Source organism: Brevundimonas staleyi, assembly GCF_041893865.1.
In the GTDB taxonomy this organism is placed as follows: Bacteria; Pseudomonadota; Alphaproteobacteria; order Caulobacterales; family Caulobacteraceae; genus Brevundimonas; species Brevundimonas staleyi.
In genome coordinates this window covers 3,098,461-3,112,156 of the sequence record NZ_CP169082.1, presented here as the reverse complement: position 1 = coordinate 3,112,156, position 13,696 = coordinate 3,098,461, and the positions used below count along the sequence as shown (strand labels likewise).

General features: G+C 67.3%; 17 protein-coding genes and 1 tRNA gene. 6 read left to right on the top strand and 12 right to left on the bottom strand.

The annotated features are described in order from the left end of the window. The first annotated feature begins 16 nt into the window (after positions 1-16). Complete coding sequence (locus tag ACETK8_RS15700) at positions 17-625, top strand: hypothetical protein (protein WP_374036764.1); 609 nt, start codon at positions 17-19, stop codon at positions 623-625. 49 nt (positions 626-674) lie between these two features. Here ACETK8_RS15700 and ACETK8_RS15695 read toward each other — a convergent pair whose 3' ends face one another. Beyond that, on the bottom strand, positions 675-863 hold the full coding sequence (locus tag ACETK8_RS15695; protein ID WP_374036763.1) for a hypothetical protein: 189 nt from the start codon (positions 861-863) through the stop codon (positions 675-677). Between the two features lie 96 nt (positions 864-959). Here ACETK8_RS15695 and ACETK8_RS15690 point away from each other — a divergent pair, with 96 nt between their 5' ends. After that, positions 960-1,559: a hypothetical protein gene (locus ACETK8_RS15690; RefSeq protein WP_374036762.1), complete on the top strand. Its 600-nt coding sequence runs from the start codon at positions 960-962 to the stop codon at positions 1,557-1,559. A 652-nt stretch (positions 1,560-2,211) separates the two neighbouring features. Here ACETK8_RS15690 and ACETK8_RS15685 read toward each other — a convergent pair. Next, positions 2,212-2,288 (bottom strand) — tRNA-Lys (locus ACETK8_RS15685). 165 nt (positions 2,289-2,453) lie between these two features. Between ACETK8_RS15685 and ACETK8_RS15680 the strand changes: the two genes are divergently transcribed. Then, positions 2,454-3,098 (top strand): hypothetical protein, encoded by a 645-nt coding sequence (locus ACETK8_RS15680; RefSeq protein ID WP_374036761.1) that lies wholly within the window; start codon positions 2,454-2,456, stop codon positions 3,096-3,098. A 12-nt stretch (positions 3,099-3,110) separates the two neighbouring features. After that, the gene (locus ACETK8_RS15675; RefSeq protein ID WP_374036760.1) at positions 3,111-3,647 is read left to right on the top strand and encodes a hypothetical protein; all 537 of its coding nucleotides are present in this window, start codon (positions 3,111-3,113) and stop codon (positions 3,645-3,647) included. Between the two features lie 237 nt (positions 3,648-3,884). On the opposite strand, the gene tgt is transcribed toward ACETK8_RS15675, so the two are convergent. Together tgt and ACETK8_RS15665 are read right to left on the bottom strand one after the other, a co-directional pair. Next, positions 3,885-4,994 (bottom strand): tRNA guanosine(34) transglycosylase Tgt, encoded by a 1,110-nt coding sequence (gene tgt / locus ACETK8_RS15670; RefSeq protein WP_374036759.1) that lies wholly within the window; start codon positions 4,992-4,994, stop codon positions 3,885-3,887. A 431-nt stretch (positions 4,995-5,425) separates the two neighbouring features. Further along, positions 5,426-6,292 (bottom strand): acyl-CoA thioesterase, encoded by an 867-nt coding sequence (locus tag ACETK8_RS15665; RefSeq protein WP_374036758.1) that lies wholly within the window; start codon positions 6,290-6,292, stop codon positions 5,426-5,428. Between the two features lie 223 nt (positions 6,293-6,515). Here ACETK8_RS15665 and ACETK8_RS15660 point away from each other — a divergent pair, with 223 nt between their 5' ends. Both ACETK8_RS15660 and ACETK8_RS15655 read left to right on the top strand, forming a co-directional pair. Next, positions 6,516-7,019 carry a winged helix-turn-helix transcriptional regulator gene (locus ACETK8_RS15660; protein WP_374036757.1) on the top strand — a complete coding sequence of 168 codons (504 nt, stop codon included), beginning with the start codon at positions 6,516-6,518 and terminating at the stop codon, positions 7,017-7,019. After that, on the top strand, positions 7,016-7,774 hold the full coding sequence (locus ACETK8_RS15655) for a glutathione S-transferase family protein (protein WP_374036756.1): 759 nt from the start codon (positions 7,016-7,018) through the stop codon (positions 7,772-7,774). Before ACETK8_RS15660 ends, ACETK8_RS15655 begins: the two co-directional genes overlap by 4 nt. A 15-nt stretch (positions 7,775-7,789) precedes the next feature. Here the strand turns inward: ACETK8_RS15655 and ACETK8_RS15650 are convergent, their stop codons facing one another. From ACETK8_RS15650 to ACETK8_RS15615, 8 genes are all read right to left on the bottom strand, one after another. After that, positions 7,790-8,404, bottom strand: a complete 615-nt coding sequence (locus ACETK8_RS15650; protein WP_374036755.1) for a hypothetical protein — start codon at positions 8,402-8,404, stop codon at positions 7,790-7,792. A 113-nt stretch (positions 8,405-8,517) separates the two neighbouring features. Further along, the gene (locus ACETK8_RS15645) at positions 8,518-9,084 is read right to left on the bottom strand and encodes a hemerythrin domain-containing protein (RefSeq protein WP_374036754.1); all 567 of its coding nucleotides are present in this window, start codon (positions 9,082-9,084) and stop codon (positions 8,518-8,520) included. After that, the gene (gene mnmA, locus ACETK8_RS15640; protein WP_374036753.1) at positions 9,077-10,294 is read right to left on the bottom strand and encodes a tRNA 2-thiouridine(34) synthase MnmA; all 1,218 of its coding nucleotides are present in this window, start codon (positions 10,292-10,294) and stop codon (positions 9,077-9,079) included. The genes ACETK8_RS15645 and mnmA overlap by 8 nt, the downstream gene beginning before the upstream one ends. Positions 10,295-10,339: 45 nt before the next feature. Beyond that, a complete protein-coding gene (locus ACETK8_RS15635) occupies positions 10,340-10,684 on the bottom strand; it encodes a type II toxin-antitoxin system RelE/ParE family toxin (protein WP_374036752.1) in 345 nt (114 codons plus the stop codon). Beyond that, positions 10,681-10,929, bottom strand: coding sequence for a hypothetical protein (locus ACETK8_RS15630; protein ID WP_374036751.1), 249 nt, complete (start codon positions 10,927-10,929; stop codon positions 10,681-10,683). Before ACETK8_RS15630 ends, ACETK8_RS15635 begins: the two co-directional genes overlap by 4 nt. Before the next feature lie 91 nt (positions 10,930-11,020). After that, positions 11,021-11,305, bottom strand: coding sequence for a DUF1153 domain-containing protein (locus ACETK8_RS15625; protein WP_271085516.1), 285 nt, complete (start codon positions 11,303-11,305; stop codon positions 11,021-11,023). Between the two features lie 173 nt (positions 11,306-11,478). Continuing rightward, the gene (locus tag ACETK8_RS15620) at positions 11,479-12,921 is read right to left on the bottom strand and encodes a flagellar hook-basal body complex protein (RefSeq protein ID WP_374036750.1); all 1,443 of its coding nucleotides are present in this window, start codon (positions 12,919-12,921) and stop codon (positions 11,479-11,481) included. Positions 12,922-12,933: 12 nt separating this feature from the next. Continuing rightward, the gene (locus ACETK8_RS15615) at positions 12,934-13,692 is read right to left on the bottom strand and encodes a flagellar hook assembly protein FlgD (protein WP_374036749.1); all 759 of its coding nucleotides are present in this window, start codon (positions 13,690-13,692) and stop codon (positions 12,934-12,936) included. Positions 13,693-13,696: the final 4 nt, after the last annotated feature.

Here is a 13,696-nt window from a genome sequence, read left to right as displayed (position 1 = left end):
GACGGTGGGGGTTTTGGTGCGATTGCTGACTTTGAGCCTGATTGCCGTTCTTTCGGCCTGCTCCAGCCCTGACGAGGGGATTGCCATACGTGGCGACAGCACGGCGTTGGCGTCCGGAGCCGGGCTACGGAAGGCCTTCAACTTCGCGCCCTCGCTGGACGGCGAGCGTTGGTGGAACTGCTTCCGTGGAGACGCCTTCGCCTACAATGATGGCGAGGGTGGACAGTCCATCGCGGCCATGCGCGACAAGATGGTGGCGGACCAGCAGCATCGTGATTGGCCGACGATTATCTATGACCGAAGGAACGGCGGCGAGACGGCCGAGGACTACGTCGCTGCCTTGGCCGATGCCGTCGCCACGCTAGAGACCGACGACTTCCTGATCCTCCCCCAGGTGCCGTTCGCCGAGGGTAAGGAAGACGCGGACTATCAGGCCGTCATGGATGAAATCGACGCCGAGGTTGCCCGTCGCTGGCCCTCCAACACCTTCGACGCCGCAACGCGCACCGCCTTCGTGGCTGCGCTGTCGCCCGCCTCAACCCGGCTGGACGGCCTGCATCGCAACGCAGAGGGCGGGCGGATCGAGTGCCGGTTCATCAAGGAATGGACCGCCGCCAACTGGTGAGCTGACCCCCACTCCCGTCCATCGTAAGTGCGCGGGAGGATTGGGCCGTTTATTCCGGCTTCGGCTTGGCCTTTGCGGCGATAGCTTGGGCCGTCTCGACCTGATCGAGCATCTGATCCACGGCCTTGCGGACGAACTCGGCGCGGCCCTTGGGTCCGACCAGGGCATCCAGCCGGGCCAGCGATGACCGCTCCAGCCCAACGTGGAAGCGGTGATGGTCGAGACGGTTGCGGCCCATGCGATCCCCCGGCGTGGACCGACAGAGTAGCGGGCAGGGGTAAATAGACGGCGCCGCGTTCTCGGCGTATAGATTGGGCCGTCAATCGGAGGCGACATGGCGTCTGAAGCTGAAGCGCGCATTCGGGACAAGGCCGAGATCTTCCTTCGCCGGCACTGGCCGGACGCCCGCATCGTCCACGAGTTCGAAGTCGGCGGCGCTCGGCTGGATCTCGCGGCGATCACTGAGGATCGGCTGATCCTGGTCGAGATCAAGAGCGAGAAGGACACCCTGTCGCGCCTCGACAATCAGGTGCGCCGGTCGGACTTCATCGGCGGGCTGACCTTCGTCATGATCGCCGAACGCTGGATCGATCAGATGCCGCCATTGGGCTATCGCACGATCGGCCTGGTGGAGGATGGCGACGGGTTCTCACAGTTTATCGGTCGCGGCCGGCGCTTCGCCCTGACCCCGCATCACCTGTGCCCGACCAAGGATCGCTACAACAGTCGGGCGCTGATGGGGCTGCTGCTGAAGCCGGAGCTGTACGCCATGGGCAAGCCTCACGGCGCGAAGACGAAGCATGACGTCAGCGAGCTACAGCACATCGTCCACGAAAACCTGACCGGTCGCGAGATCCGTCGCGGCGTGATGGCCGCCTTGCGAGCCCGTCATTTCGGCTGGGCCTGCGACGCGCCTATCAAGCTGGCCGCCTAAACGGCCCAATCCTCCACCCGATGAAATGTGCGCTAGGCTGCGCCCATGCGTCCCCGTCACGAGCTGAAGCTGATCGCCGCCCTGATCATCGTCACCCTGGCCGGGGTGGCGGTGACCGTGTGGGGCATCGCCGGTCAGGTCAGCGCCCTCCAGTGACGGCGAAGGCGTTCGGCGACCAAAGGTTCATCCAGCGCCCATCGTTCTCGCCGGGGCAGATCGTGATCGCAGCGGAGCATTAGGGCGCCGGCGGACTTCCGGCAGATCGAGCATTTGAACCGGCCTTGGAGCCACAGCTCGCCCATCGCCGTGCCGGGGCGACAATCCGGGAGCGCCTTGGGCGGGACTTCGGCGCCGCGATTGCAGGCCTGGCACCAGACCCAGATCTGAAAAAGACGGGCCTCACGCACGGTGATCAGCGTGGGGGGCTTCGGAGGACCGTAGCGAATGGGGCCTTGCATGAGGAGATCAAACCGGAAGGGTGCCGACCCGGCGGGCGGTGTAACGCCGAAGGTCTCCGGGACACAAGAACGGAATGAGAACATGGGGGCGGCGAAAGGCGCCAAGTCACACGGGTGACCTTGAACAAGTCACCAATGTTCCCCTCGTGTTCGAGGGTGGGCAACAAAAAACCCTGCCGAAGCAGGGCTTTAAGTGGTACGTCCTCTCGGGCTCGAACCGAGGACCCTCTGATTAAAAGTCAGATGCTCTAACCAACTGAGCTAAGGACGCACATCGCATTGCCGCAAACGGCTGGGCCGTTTCGCGGTTGCGCCTTCTGGTTCATCGGGCCGTTCGGGTCAAGGGCCGGGCTGTCCTTTCCTGATGATCTGGTCGGGTTTCGTGGACACGGGTCCCATGGCCGGTATGGTGCGCCGTCTTTCGGGGAGAACGGACATGCGCGGTTTCGGGATCACGGCGGCTTCGGTCGCGCTCATCGGACTGACGGCCTGTACGGCGGCCGAGGACAAGGCCGCGCCGGCCGCACAGCCCGCGGTCCAGCCCAGCGAGGCGATGCAGCAGACCTTCGGCGGCTGCACCTGGGGCGAGGTGACCGGCGGCGGCCTGTCGATGTGGAGCTATGCCTGTCCGGCGAGCGCGGGCGATTTCCGGGTGGTCTATGACGACGGCCTGCCGGGCTTCGCCTTCGAATCGAGCGCCGAGGACGGGACGTCGCGCAGCCCGGCGGTGGTCATCTTCAAGAAGGCGGCCGATGCGCCGATCGACGCCATCCTGGCCGCCGTTCGCGCCAAGTCGCCGGGACCGCATTCGGCGACCTGCGTCCTGTCGACCATTCCGAGCCCCGAGGGCGACATCGCGGGCTTCGAGCCGACCGGAGCGGTGAAGACCCAGTGGGACGCCTTCGCGTCCGGCGCGGAGGGCGCCGAGCCCGTGGACGCGCCGTGCGGCGACATGGGGCCGCAGATGTCGGGCGACCGGGGCTTCCGCGTCCTGGCCGACGATCCGACGACGGTGGTCTTCATCGAGTACGGCAGCGAGATCCAGCCGTTCGATCCGGCCTCGATCCGCAAGATCGGCTGAGGCGAGGGTCCGGTGGCGTTGCGTGGCGTAGTCTTCCTGTCGTGTCTGGCCCTGCTGGGCGGCTGTTCGACGGCCCAGCAGGTGCGGGGCGGGTTCAACGATGCGGCGGCCTCGCCGCTGGTCGATTTCAACGTGCGGCGGGAGCAGATCCCGACGGTGCTGTTGCAGGCCCAGGCCAACCCCTACGACCAGCGAAACCTGAACCAGTGCTCGACCATCGGGGCCGAGGTGCTGAGGCTGGACGAGGCCCTGGGGCCGGACCGGGACGAGCCGCCGGCGCCGGACAACCCCACCCTGAACGAGCGGGCCCAGGATGCGCTGGCCAGCGCCATGCTGGACGCCATTCGGAATACGGTGACCGACTTCATCCCCTACCGGAGCTGGATCCGGCAGCTGAGCGGGGCCCAGGCGCGGTCCAAGGCCGTTCAGGACGCCATCGAGGCGGGGCGGCTGCGGAGGGCCTTCCTGAAGGGGCTGGGCATGCGGGAGAACTGCGCGCCTCCGGCGGCGCCGGCGTGGTTCCGGCCGACGGGCGGATCGAGGCGGTAGCGGCGACGCAAGGTGCATCACGGCGAGCACGGCGGGGTCACGAAGGACACGGCGGGCCCGGAGCAGACGGCGAGAGCGTCGATCAATCACCGTACCCGGTGGGAGGGTGAATCGCGGCTGCGCCGCATGCCTTGAGCTTCTGCCGACGGGGGTGGCGGGCTTCTCGCCTGCTCGATCTTTCCGTGTCCTCCGTGCCCCCGCTGTGCTCGCCGTGATGAAACGGTCTCAAGCCCCGCGTCAGTTCGACGTGTGCCGGGCGTGGAAGTCCTTCCTGAACTGCTCGAAGCGGCCGTGCTGGATGGCGTCGCGCATGGCGGCGGTCAGGGCCTGGAAGAAGGCGATGTTGTGCCAGGAGAGCAGGATCTTGCCGAGGATCTCATCGGCCCGGATCAGATGGTGCAGATAGGCCTTTGAGTAGGTCGAGGAGGGGCCGTCGATGGTCGGATCCAGCGGCGTCTGGTCCTCGGCGAAGCGGGCGTTCTTGAGGTTGATCGGCCCTTCCCAGGTCCAGGCCTGGCCGTGGCGGCCGGCGCGGGTGGGAAGAACGCAGTCGAACATGTCGACGCCGCGATACACCGCCTCGACCAGATCGATCGGCTTGCCGACGCCCATCAGATAGCGGGGGCGGTCGGCGGGCAGCATCTCGGGGGCGTAGTCCAGGACCTCGCACATGGCCTGATGGCCCTCGCCAACGGCGAGGCCGCCGATGGCGTAGCCGTCGAAGCCGATCTCCCGGAGCTGTTCGGACGACTGGCGACGCAGGTCCTCGAAGGTCGAGCCCTGCTGGATGCCGAACAGGGCCTGGGTCTCGCGGGTTCCGAAGGCGGCTTTCGAGCGGGCGCCCCAGCGGATGGAGAGCTCCATGGCCTTCTTCGCGGCATCCTTCTCGGCCGGGTAGGCGACGCACTGGTCGAGCTGCATCGAGATGTCGGCCCCGATGCGGTCGGCCTGGATCTGGATCGAACGCTCCGGCGAGAGGACGTGTTTGGAGCCGTCGATGTGGCTGGAGAAGGTGACGGCCTCCTCCTTGACCTTGGAGATGCCGGCCAGGGACATGACCTGGAAGCCGCCGCTGTCGGTCAGGATCGGCTTGTCCCAGCCCATGAATTTGTGAAGGCCGCCAAGCGTCTCCATCCGCTCCGGCCCGGGGCGCAGCATCAGGTGATAGGTGTTGCCCAGGATGATGTCGGCGCCGGTCTGTTTGACCTGATCCACCGTCATCGCCTTGACCGTGGCGGCGGTGCCGACCGGCATGAAGGCGGGGGTGCGGATGTCGCCGCGCGGGGTCTTCAGGACGCCGGTGCGAGCGCGGCCTTCGGTGGCCGAAATGTCGAACGGAAAGGGCAAGGGCGGGTCTCGGAAAGGGGGAGGCGCGTCTTAGAGCGGGGGCGTGGCCTTGGGAAGGCGAGGGGCGTGGACTCCAAAACACCGTCCGAAGCGTCCGAAGAGTCCGAAGCGTTCGGGTTGGGCGGCGAGGCGGTGAGGCCGGGTGGGGAGTGTCGCACGGTTTGGAGGGGTGTCAGGGATAGGGGCTCTTAAAAGATCGGGGCGTTGGAATTGTTGGGGGATTTGGGGGATGCTTTGCCAACTTCACCGACTTCCTTCTCCCCTTGCGGGAGAAGGTGGCGGGCGAAGCCCGACGGATGAGGGGTACGGGGACGCGGACGCGATGCGTCCGGTGCTCGCTCGGTTAGAGTGAGTTTCACCCCTCACCCGACCGCGCAAGAACGATCGCTACGCTCTCGTGCGCGATCTCCCTCTCCCGCAAGGGGAGAGGGTCAGATGCGCGCCGGCCTGACGGGGGCCAGTTTCCGGCGTTGGCGGGCGATGGCGAGGGGCGTGCCGTCGGCGGCCCAGACGGTGGCTTCGTCGACGGTCCAGCCGGAGCCGAAGTCGAGCATGCGGAACTCGAAGAAGGCCCAGCCGTCGGGGCAGTCCTCGGGCGTCGGGTCGGTCAGGATGTCGTAGCGGAGATCGACCGTGGCCATGCCCATCGGCCGGTCCAGCGCCGTCCAGACCGGCGGATAGAGGGCGTCCATCAGGTAGCAGAGGCCGATGGCGTCCAGGGGGCGGTCCTCGCGGGTCTTCATCCACACGCGTTCGACGACGGGGTGGCCGGGGCGGGGGCGCAGGATCCAGGGACCGTCAGCGTCGAAACGGTAGTCGACGTGCTGGGAAAAGCGGGGGGCGAGGGGGCCTTCGAGGTCGCGGCCGGTCTTCAGCGCCTCCAGCGGCGGCGGGGCGGTCAGGGGCGTCATGGCCGGGCCGGGGACGTCGTCGCCGAAGGTGGCCGTGGCGTGGTTGGTCAGGCGGGGCCGGCCCTCGCTGTCCGCCTGGGTGACGTCGACCTGGGCGAAGCTGGCCGAGCGGCCGCCGCGCAGGAGGCGAGGGGCGAAGGCGATGGGCTGGCCGAAGCGCGCCGGAGTCATGAACTGGGCCGAGAGGCTGCGTAAGGGGGCGGTGACGCCCAGACCCTGCTGCATCGAGGAGGCGCACAGCGCCGCGATCAGGCCGCCGAAGGGAAAGCCGCGCTCGGGCGGCATGTTCAGCGGGCCGTTGGAGAAGTCGCCGTGCAGGTCGGCGGTCAGGACGCCGTCGTCGCCGGGCGTGAGGGTCAGGGCTTGGGCGAGGCTCTGTTCGGGCATGGGGGAGGTCCTAGCCGCTGAAAGAAACGGGCGGAAGACGAAGCCTCCGCCAGAGTTTCCTCTGAAAAAGAAGAGGCGGCAGGCGAGCTGCCGCCTCGGAGTCGGGAATGCAGGAACGCCGGGAAGGGCTGCTTGCCGTGTCCGTTGCCAAATGAGACTGACTGACTGGGTTCCTTTTGGCAACCCTCTTGCCAAAACCCTGACCCAAGGTCACCTTATGGGCATGGGACGCACCGCAGACTATTCAAAACAAAGCTGTTCGATCGCCGCGACGCTGGAGGTCATCGGCGATCCGTGGACGCTGCTGGTCATTCGCGACGCCTTCCAGGGCGTGAAGCGGTTCGAGCAGTGGCAGGAGCGGCTGGGGGTGGCCCGCAACGTCCTGGCCGCGCGACTGAAGACCCTGGTCCAGCACGGGGTGCTGGAGCCGCAGCTCTATTCGGAGCGGCCGCCGCGCAATGAGTATGTGCTGACCGCCAAGGGCCGGGCTCTGTCGGACGTGCTGATCGTCATGCACGGCTGGGGCTCGCAGCACCTGTACGGCGATGCGGATTCGGGGGTGACCTTCACCCACAAGACCTGCGGCGCCGAGCTGAAACCGCGCGTGGCCTGTTCCTGCTGCGGCGAGATCGTGAAGCGGCGCGACACCGAGATCCATTTCCACGCCAACCGCCCGACCGTAGCCGAGATCCTGCCCAAGGAAGACGCGACGGAAGAGGCGGCGTGAGCGCGCCGCCGGTCACCCTGATCGGCAATCCGGTCTCGCCCTATGTGCGCAAGATCCTGGCGATCTGCGCGGTGAAGGGAATCGAGGTCGCGATCGATCCGATCACGCCGTTTCGGGGCGACGAAGCGTTCTCGACGATCAGTCCGCTCAGGCGGATCCCCGTGTGGATCGAGGGGGATGTGACCCTCTGCGACAGCTCGATCATCGCCCAGTATATCGAGGAGACGCGGCCCGAGCCGTCGGTGCTGCCGGCCTCGGCGGCGGAGCGGGCCAAGGCGCGCTGGATCGAGGAGTATGCCGACACCCGGCTGTTCGACGTCCTGGGGTGGAAGCTGTTCTTCCAGCTGGCGATCAAGCCGCGCATCCTGAAGGAAGAGATCGACCGTGACCTGGTCGAGCAGGCCAAGGCGGTCGAGATCCCGGAGACGTTCGACTATCTCGAGACGCTTATGCCGGACGCGGGGTTCCTGTTCGGGACCGAAGCGGGACTGGCGGATTTCAGCCTGGCGCCGGCCTTCCTGAACGCACGGGTGGTCGGGGTCGAGGTCGATACGGCGCGCTGGCCGAGGCTGGCGGCGTGGCTGAAGCGGGTCGAGGAGGAGACGCCGTTGAAGCGGTTGAACGCCCTGGCCATGGCCTCCCTGACGACCAAGCTGCCGGATCAGCCGGCCATGATCGCCGAGCACGGCTATGTCATCGCGGCGCGCTCGCACGACGGCGGCCGGGCCATGCGCGGACCGATGTCGCCGGTCTGAGGCGCGTCGGACGGGTCAGTAGCACCAGTCTTCGCAGCTCCCGACGGGTCGCATGTAGGTAATGGAGACCCGGTCGCCGGTGTGGTTGGTCATCACGGTCCGCATGCCCTGATCGCGAGACAGTTGAAAGTAACGACGGCCGAAAGCTCGCCGGGATACAGGTTGGCGAGATCCGTCTGCCTGCGGGAGCCATGCAAACACGGAGGCGTCGTCCTGGGGGAAATGCTCGAGTTTCAGGAACTCGCCCAACCGGCTGTCGACGGACTCGCGGTTGGCCGGCAGGGCGGACACCCAGCACAGATGAAAGCTGGCGAACCCCCGTCCCATGGCGCGCCAGCGATTCACTGCCGTCAGAACCCTGACCTCCGTCCCGTCTATCGTTTTGGTGAAACCGCGTAGCTGGCGCACGCCTGGCAGACGAAGGCCCGGAATGTGTTCGGTCAGAATCGGCGTGAACCCACGACGGGCTGCATTGTCCCACGTCACGGCATGATCGCCGTCGGGATAGAAACAAAGGTCGTCGGCGAGTTGCACGAGGCTGGCCGGCTCATCCGGCTGGGCGAACCCCAGTTGAGCGACGGCCAAGGCCGCAACAACGATGGCGAGCTTGGGCAGGCGAGCGGCGCGCAACACTGGGACCTTTCGAGGCGGAGGCGGAATACAACCTTGGCTCTAAAGCCCAGGCGGGATCAACCCCACGCTTTCGTCGCCTTTGCCGCTGGCGCTTCGGAGGCTAAGCGGTTTCAGCCTTTGAAGTGATCGACGTGCTTGGTGATCAGGGGGACGACGATGTCCTCCTCGTCGTCGAGATGGCGGGCGAGGGCCGGGCCGGCCTTGTCGATGGCCTCGGCGAGGCGGGCGGCGCTGTCGCCGGCGGTCGGGGCGTTGCCGCTGACACCCTGATGGAAGGCGAGGCCGGTCTGGAACAGGCTGTCGAGGTGGCCGTGGATCACGTCGTGGTCGCGGTCCAGGAGGTCGATGCCGGCGCCGATGCGTGGCTCCACCTTCCGCATGGTCGGGAAATAGTGGTGGGTCTCGATGTTGTGGTGGCCGTCCAGGTGCTGGAGGAACTGCTGCAGCGTGGGGATCAGTTGGCGATGCAGATCGGGCAGGGCGAGTTGGCCCGCACGCCAGCGACCGGTCAGGGCGTCCATGTGGGCGACCTCGCGGCGGAAGCCGGAGTGCATCTGCAGCCAGAAGCGGGCCATGGCCGCGACCTCCTGACCGTGCCAGCGCTCGCGGGGCAGGTCGGCGAGGAGGTAGCGATAGGCCTCCGGCAGGCCGGAGCGGGCGTGGAGGTCGTCAGACAACACAGGCCGTGGTGCTGGCGATGAAGCCGCCGCCCAGCAGGCGATCGGGATCGGCGGGGTCGTAGAGGGCGCAGGCCTGACCGGGGGCGACGCCTTCCTCGCCCACGGCGAAGACAACAGAGATCGCGCCGTCCTGGATGGCCAGACGGGCGGGCGAGGGCGGGCGGGTCGAGCGGACGCGGGCCAGGACGGGAGCGCCGGCCTCGGCAGCGGCCTCGATGGAGGTTTCGTCGCCGAGCCAGTTGGTTTCGTCCAGCGTCAGGCTGGCGGTCAGCAGGGCCTCGCGGGGGCCTACGATGACGCGGCGGTTGTCGGGGTCCAGCTTCGTCACGAACAGGGGCTCGCCCACGGCGATGTTCAGGCCGCGACGCTGGCCGATGGTGTAGTCGGTGATGCCGGCGTGGGCGCCCAGCACCCGGCCGTCCATGTGGACGATTTCGCCGGCCTCGCGGCCTTGCGGGCGCAGACGGTCGATCAGGGTGCGGTAGTCGCCGGACGGGACGAAACAGATGTCCTGGCTGTCGGGTTTGGTCGCGATACGCAGTCCCAGCGACTGGGCGACACCGCGCACGGCGGGCTTTTCCAGACCGGCGAGCGGGAAGCGCAGATAGTCGAGCTGATCGCGGGTGGTGGCGAACAGGAAGTAGGACTGGTCGCGCGAGGGGTCGATGGCCTTGCGCATCTGGGCCCGGCCGTCGGCGGCGACGGCGCGACCGACATAGTGGCCGGTGGCCATGGCGGCGGCGCCCAGGTCGCGGGCGACGTCCAAGAGGTCGCGGAACTTCACCGTCTGATTGCAGCGGATGCAGGGGACCGGCGTCTGGCCCTTCAGGTAGCTGTCGGCGAATTGGTCGATGACGGCGTCGCGGAAGCGGCTTTCGTAGTCCAGCACATAGTGGGGGATGCCCAGCATCTCGGCGGCCAGGCGGGCGTCGTGGATGTCCTGACCCGCGCAGCAGGCGCCCTTCTTCTTCAGCGCCGCGCCGTGGTCGTAGAGCTGGAGCGTGACGCCGACGACGTCATAGCCGGCCTTGTGCAGCAGGGCGGCGACGACGGTGGAATCCACCCCCCCCGACATGGCCGCGACGACGCGCGAGCCGACCGGCAGCCCGACCGCCAGACGCGCGCTCTCGACCGCCGCATCCAGCTCGGCCGGAGACGACAGGGGGGCGATGTCGGGGATCGCGCAAACGGGCTCAACGACGGTCATGGCGCGCATATAGAGCGGGTGCGGGACGATTTCGAGGCCGTGGCCTCATCCGATCCGCGCCGGAATGTCCATCGAGTCGTGCAACACCCTCACGATGAAGAGGCGGGTGTCGTTGAAGGTGAAGACGATCAGGTGTCTGGGCCTGCCTATCCGCTCGCCGGGCGGCGCCACGGTTCGGACCGCGCGAAGGTGAAACCATCGCACGTCGGTCGGCGTGTCCGGATTCTGCCTGACGCCGATCCGGCCGGGGTTGGACGCCAGGGCGTCGATCGCCCGAGCGATCAGTTTCTCGTATCGCTCTGCCGTGAGGGGACCGAACTCCGCCTCTGACGCAGCCAGGATTTCGTCGATGTCGATGGCCGCCGGGACGGCATATTCGACCGTCCTCACCTGGCCTGGCGAGCCTTCCGCCGCTCGGCCAGAAAGGCCTTCACATCATCGACCTGCATGACCTCGCCTCGCGCGAGGGCGTCGATCCCGATCTGAACCTCGCGATTAAACGCTTCCACGCGCTGCTTGTAGGCGACGATGGTCGCCGCGATGACCTCGTCCGCGTCGCGGAACTCGCCGCTTTGGACCTTGGCGTGGATGAACTCCGCCGACTGGTCTGACAGTTCGATCTGGATGCTGGCCATGCCCGAAACATACGCCCGACCACCCCGAACGACAACGGCCGCCCCCCTTCGCAGGGGGCGGCCGTCGCAGGCGCGTTCGGGGGAGGGACCCTTACGAGCGGTAGTTCTGGATGCGGGTCGTGCGCAGGCCCTGCATGCCCCATTTGTCGATCGCCTTCTGCCAGGCGAGGAACTCCTCGGCCGTCAGGCGATAGCGCAGAAGGGCGTCGTCGAGGCTGAGGAGGCCGCCGCGGACGGCCGCCACCACTTCCGCCTTGCGACGGATGACCCAACGGTCGGTATTCTCGGGCGGCAGGTCACGCATCGTCAGGGGGGTGCCCGTCGGACCGACGACATACTGCTCGCCTTGCTTGTTCACGCGTCGCTCTTGCAACATGGGCTTTTGCCTCATTCACCACCACCAATCGATCGTGAATGTAGCGAGGCGCCGCTAAGGCCGCGTTTAGCGTCGTGGTGAAGGAATGGATAAAATCCACTCCGTGCACGAATGCCGTTTCGGCAGGTTGTTGACTGGTTATTCATTCAGTTGAACGCCCCGTTACCTGAAGATCAGCGTTTGATGTTGATCAGTTCGGCCAGCATCTCATCGGCGGTGGTGATGATCTTGGACGATGCGGAATAGGCGCGCTGGGTGGTGATCAGGCCGGTGAACTCCAGCGACAGGTCGACCGTGGAGGCCTCCAGCTGGGAGGCGCCGATCAGGCCCGCGCCGCCGCTGCCGGGCGCCTTCAGATTGTAGGTGCCCGAGCCCTGGCTGACGCGATAGGCGTTGGCGTTGGCGACCGCCAGGCTGTCGGCGCTGGTGAAGGTGGCGAGGGCCAGCTGGGCGACGCGGCGGGTCACGCCGTTGTCGAAGATGGCGGTGACATAGCCTTCGTCGTCGATCTCGATGTTCGACAGGTTGCCGAAGGCGGTGCCGTTGGTGGTCACGGCCTGGACGATGGAGTCGGAGTCGTACTGGGTCAGGCCGCCGGCCGAGGCCGCGAGGTCGAAGGAGACCGTCTGGGCGGCGATACCCGCGTCGGTCCGCCACTTCGGCGTGGTCGCGCTGGGGGCCACGGTCGAGTCAGAGGAGTTCAGGGTGATCGCGGCCGTCGAGGGGTCGGCGAACAACATGGAGCCCGGCGTGGCCAGTTCGCGCGCCTTCATGCCCTCGACGTCCAGGCGGCCGTCCTGGGTGAAGAGGACGAGGCCGGACTTCAGGATGCCGGTGGCCGGGGTGGTGGTGCCGTTGTCGATGTCGGTCGCCGGGATGACGTGAACCTCGGCCTGCCACTCGTTCGGGTTGGCGGTCTTGAGGAAGGAGTAGGCCACGGTGCGCTGGCCGCCCTTGGAGTCGGAGACCGGCACTGTGATCTGGAAGTCGGGACGGAAGCCGGTGCCCGCCTCGGCGTCGTAGAGCGACATCGGGTTGGTGGCGGCGTTGTAGGAGGCGAAGTTGGCCGAGACCGTCTGGCTGGACTTCAGGTTGGCGTTCAGCTGGGCGCGGGTGGTGGCCTCGGCCGTACCGCCGACCGAGCCGACGTTGATCGACTTCAGCTTGTTCAGGTCGGACGGGTCGCGGGTGATCGTGCCGTCCGAGTTGACCGGCCAGCCCTGCAGATAGAGGCCGGCCGTGTTCTTGAGGAAGCCGAACTCATCGACACGGAAGGCGCCGGCGCGGGTGAACAGGCGGGCGTCGCCGGCGTCCAGGCCCTCGGCCTTTTCGGTGGTGACGAAGAAGCCCTGGCCCGCGATGCCGAGGTCGGTCGAGGAGGTCGTACGCTGAAGCTGACCGGCCTGGGAGATGAAGTTGCGGGTGTTGGCCAGGACGCCGCCGGCCGAATAGCCCGCGCCGTGGTTCTGGGAGTTGACGACGGTCGAGAACTCGGCGGCGGTGCGCTTGTAGCCGACCGTGTTCACGTTCGCGATGTTCTGCGAAATCGCGGCCAGGGCGGCGGAGTTGGCGGTCAGGCCGGAGACGCCGGCCAGCAGGGCAGAGTTGATGCTCACGACGTGGGCTCCTTAGGAAAGCAAATTGAGGGGGTTCATGGCGGAGGCGATGCGGGCGGCGAGGCTCTCGTCGTCGGCATCGGCTGTGGTGGTCGGCGCGACGGGCTCGTCCAGGCCGATGACGCTGGACACGGGCACGATGGAGTTGCCGATGGTGAGGTAGGGGACGCCGTCGTACATCTCGACGCCGGTGACGCGGCCGCGGGTCAGGACCTGGGAATCGACCGTGGACGTGCCGTTCTTGGCGGTGACCTTCAGGGTGTAGACGCCGCCGTCGGGCAGTTGGACGCCCGCGGTGGTCTTGCCGTTCCAGACGAAGTCGTGGGTTCCGGTGGTGCGGTCGGTCGCCGGGCCGGTCCAGACCGTCTTGCCGGTGCTGTCGACCACGGCGAGGGTGACGTCGGAGGCCGAGGCGCCGAGCTCGTAGGACCAGGTCGCCGACCCTTCGTTCAGCTTGGTGACGGCCCAGGCGGCGGTGGCGTCCTTGCCGATATAGTTGCTGGCGCCGTTCAGGCCCGCGCCCTGCTGGGCGGCCAGGAGGCTGGTGAGCAGGTCGTTGGTGAGCAGCTGCTGCTCCACGCCCGTCATCTGGGTCAGCTGGGCCGTGAACTCGTTGGAATCCAGCGGCGACAGCGGGTCCTGGTTCTTCAACTGGGCGGTCAGCAGGGACAGGAAGGTCTCGAAGTTCGAGACCAGGCTGGTGCGGCTGGCGGCCGTGCGGTCGGCGGCCTGGTTGGCGGTGACGTTGTTCGTGGTGACGGCGTCGACCATGGGG

Coding starts and splice junctions, on each gene's coding strand:
- mnmA (WP_374036753.1), bottom strand. CDS start 10,294: ATGACCGTCGTTGAGCCCGTTTGCGCGATCCCCGACATCGCCCCCCTG.
- ACETK8_RS15680 (WP_374036761.1), top strand. CDS start 2,454: ATGCGCGGTTTCGGGATCACGGCGGCTTCGGTCGCGCTCATCGGACTG.
- ACETK8_RS15625 (WP_271085516.1), bottom strand. CDS start 11,305: ATGTTGCAAGAGCGACGCGTGAACAAGCAAGGCGAGCAGTATGTCGTC.
- ACETK8_RS15665 (WP_374036758.1), bottom strand. CDS start 6,292: ATGCCCGAACAGAGCCTCGCCCAAGCCCTGACCCTCACGCCCGGCGAC.
- ACETK8_RS15695 (WP_374036763.1), bottom strand. CDS start 863: ATGGGCCGCAACCGTCTCGACCATCACCGCTTCCACGTTGGGCTGGAG.
- ACETK8_RS15630 (WP_374036751.1), bottom strand. CDS start 10,929: ATGGCCAGCATCCAGATCGAACTGTCAGACCAGTCGGCGGAGTTCATC.
- ACETK8_RS15615 (WP_374036749.1), bottom strand. CDS start 13,692: ATGGTCGACGCCGTCACCACGAACAACGTCACCGCCAACCAGGCCGCC.
- ACETK8_RS15660 (WP_374036757.1), top strand. CDS start 6,516: ATGGGACGCACCGCAGACTATTCAAAACAAAGCTGTTCGATCGCCGCG.
- ACETK8_RS15690 (WP_374036762.1), top strand. CDS start 960: ATGGCGTCTGAAGCTGAAGCGCGCATTCGGGACAAGGCCGAGATCTTC.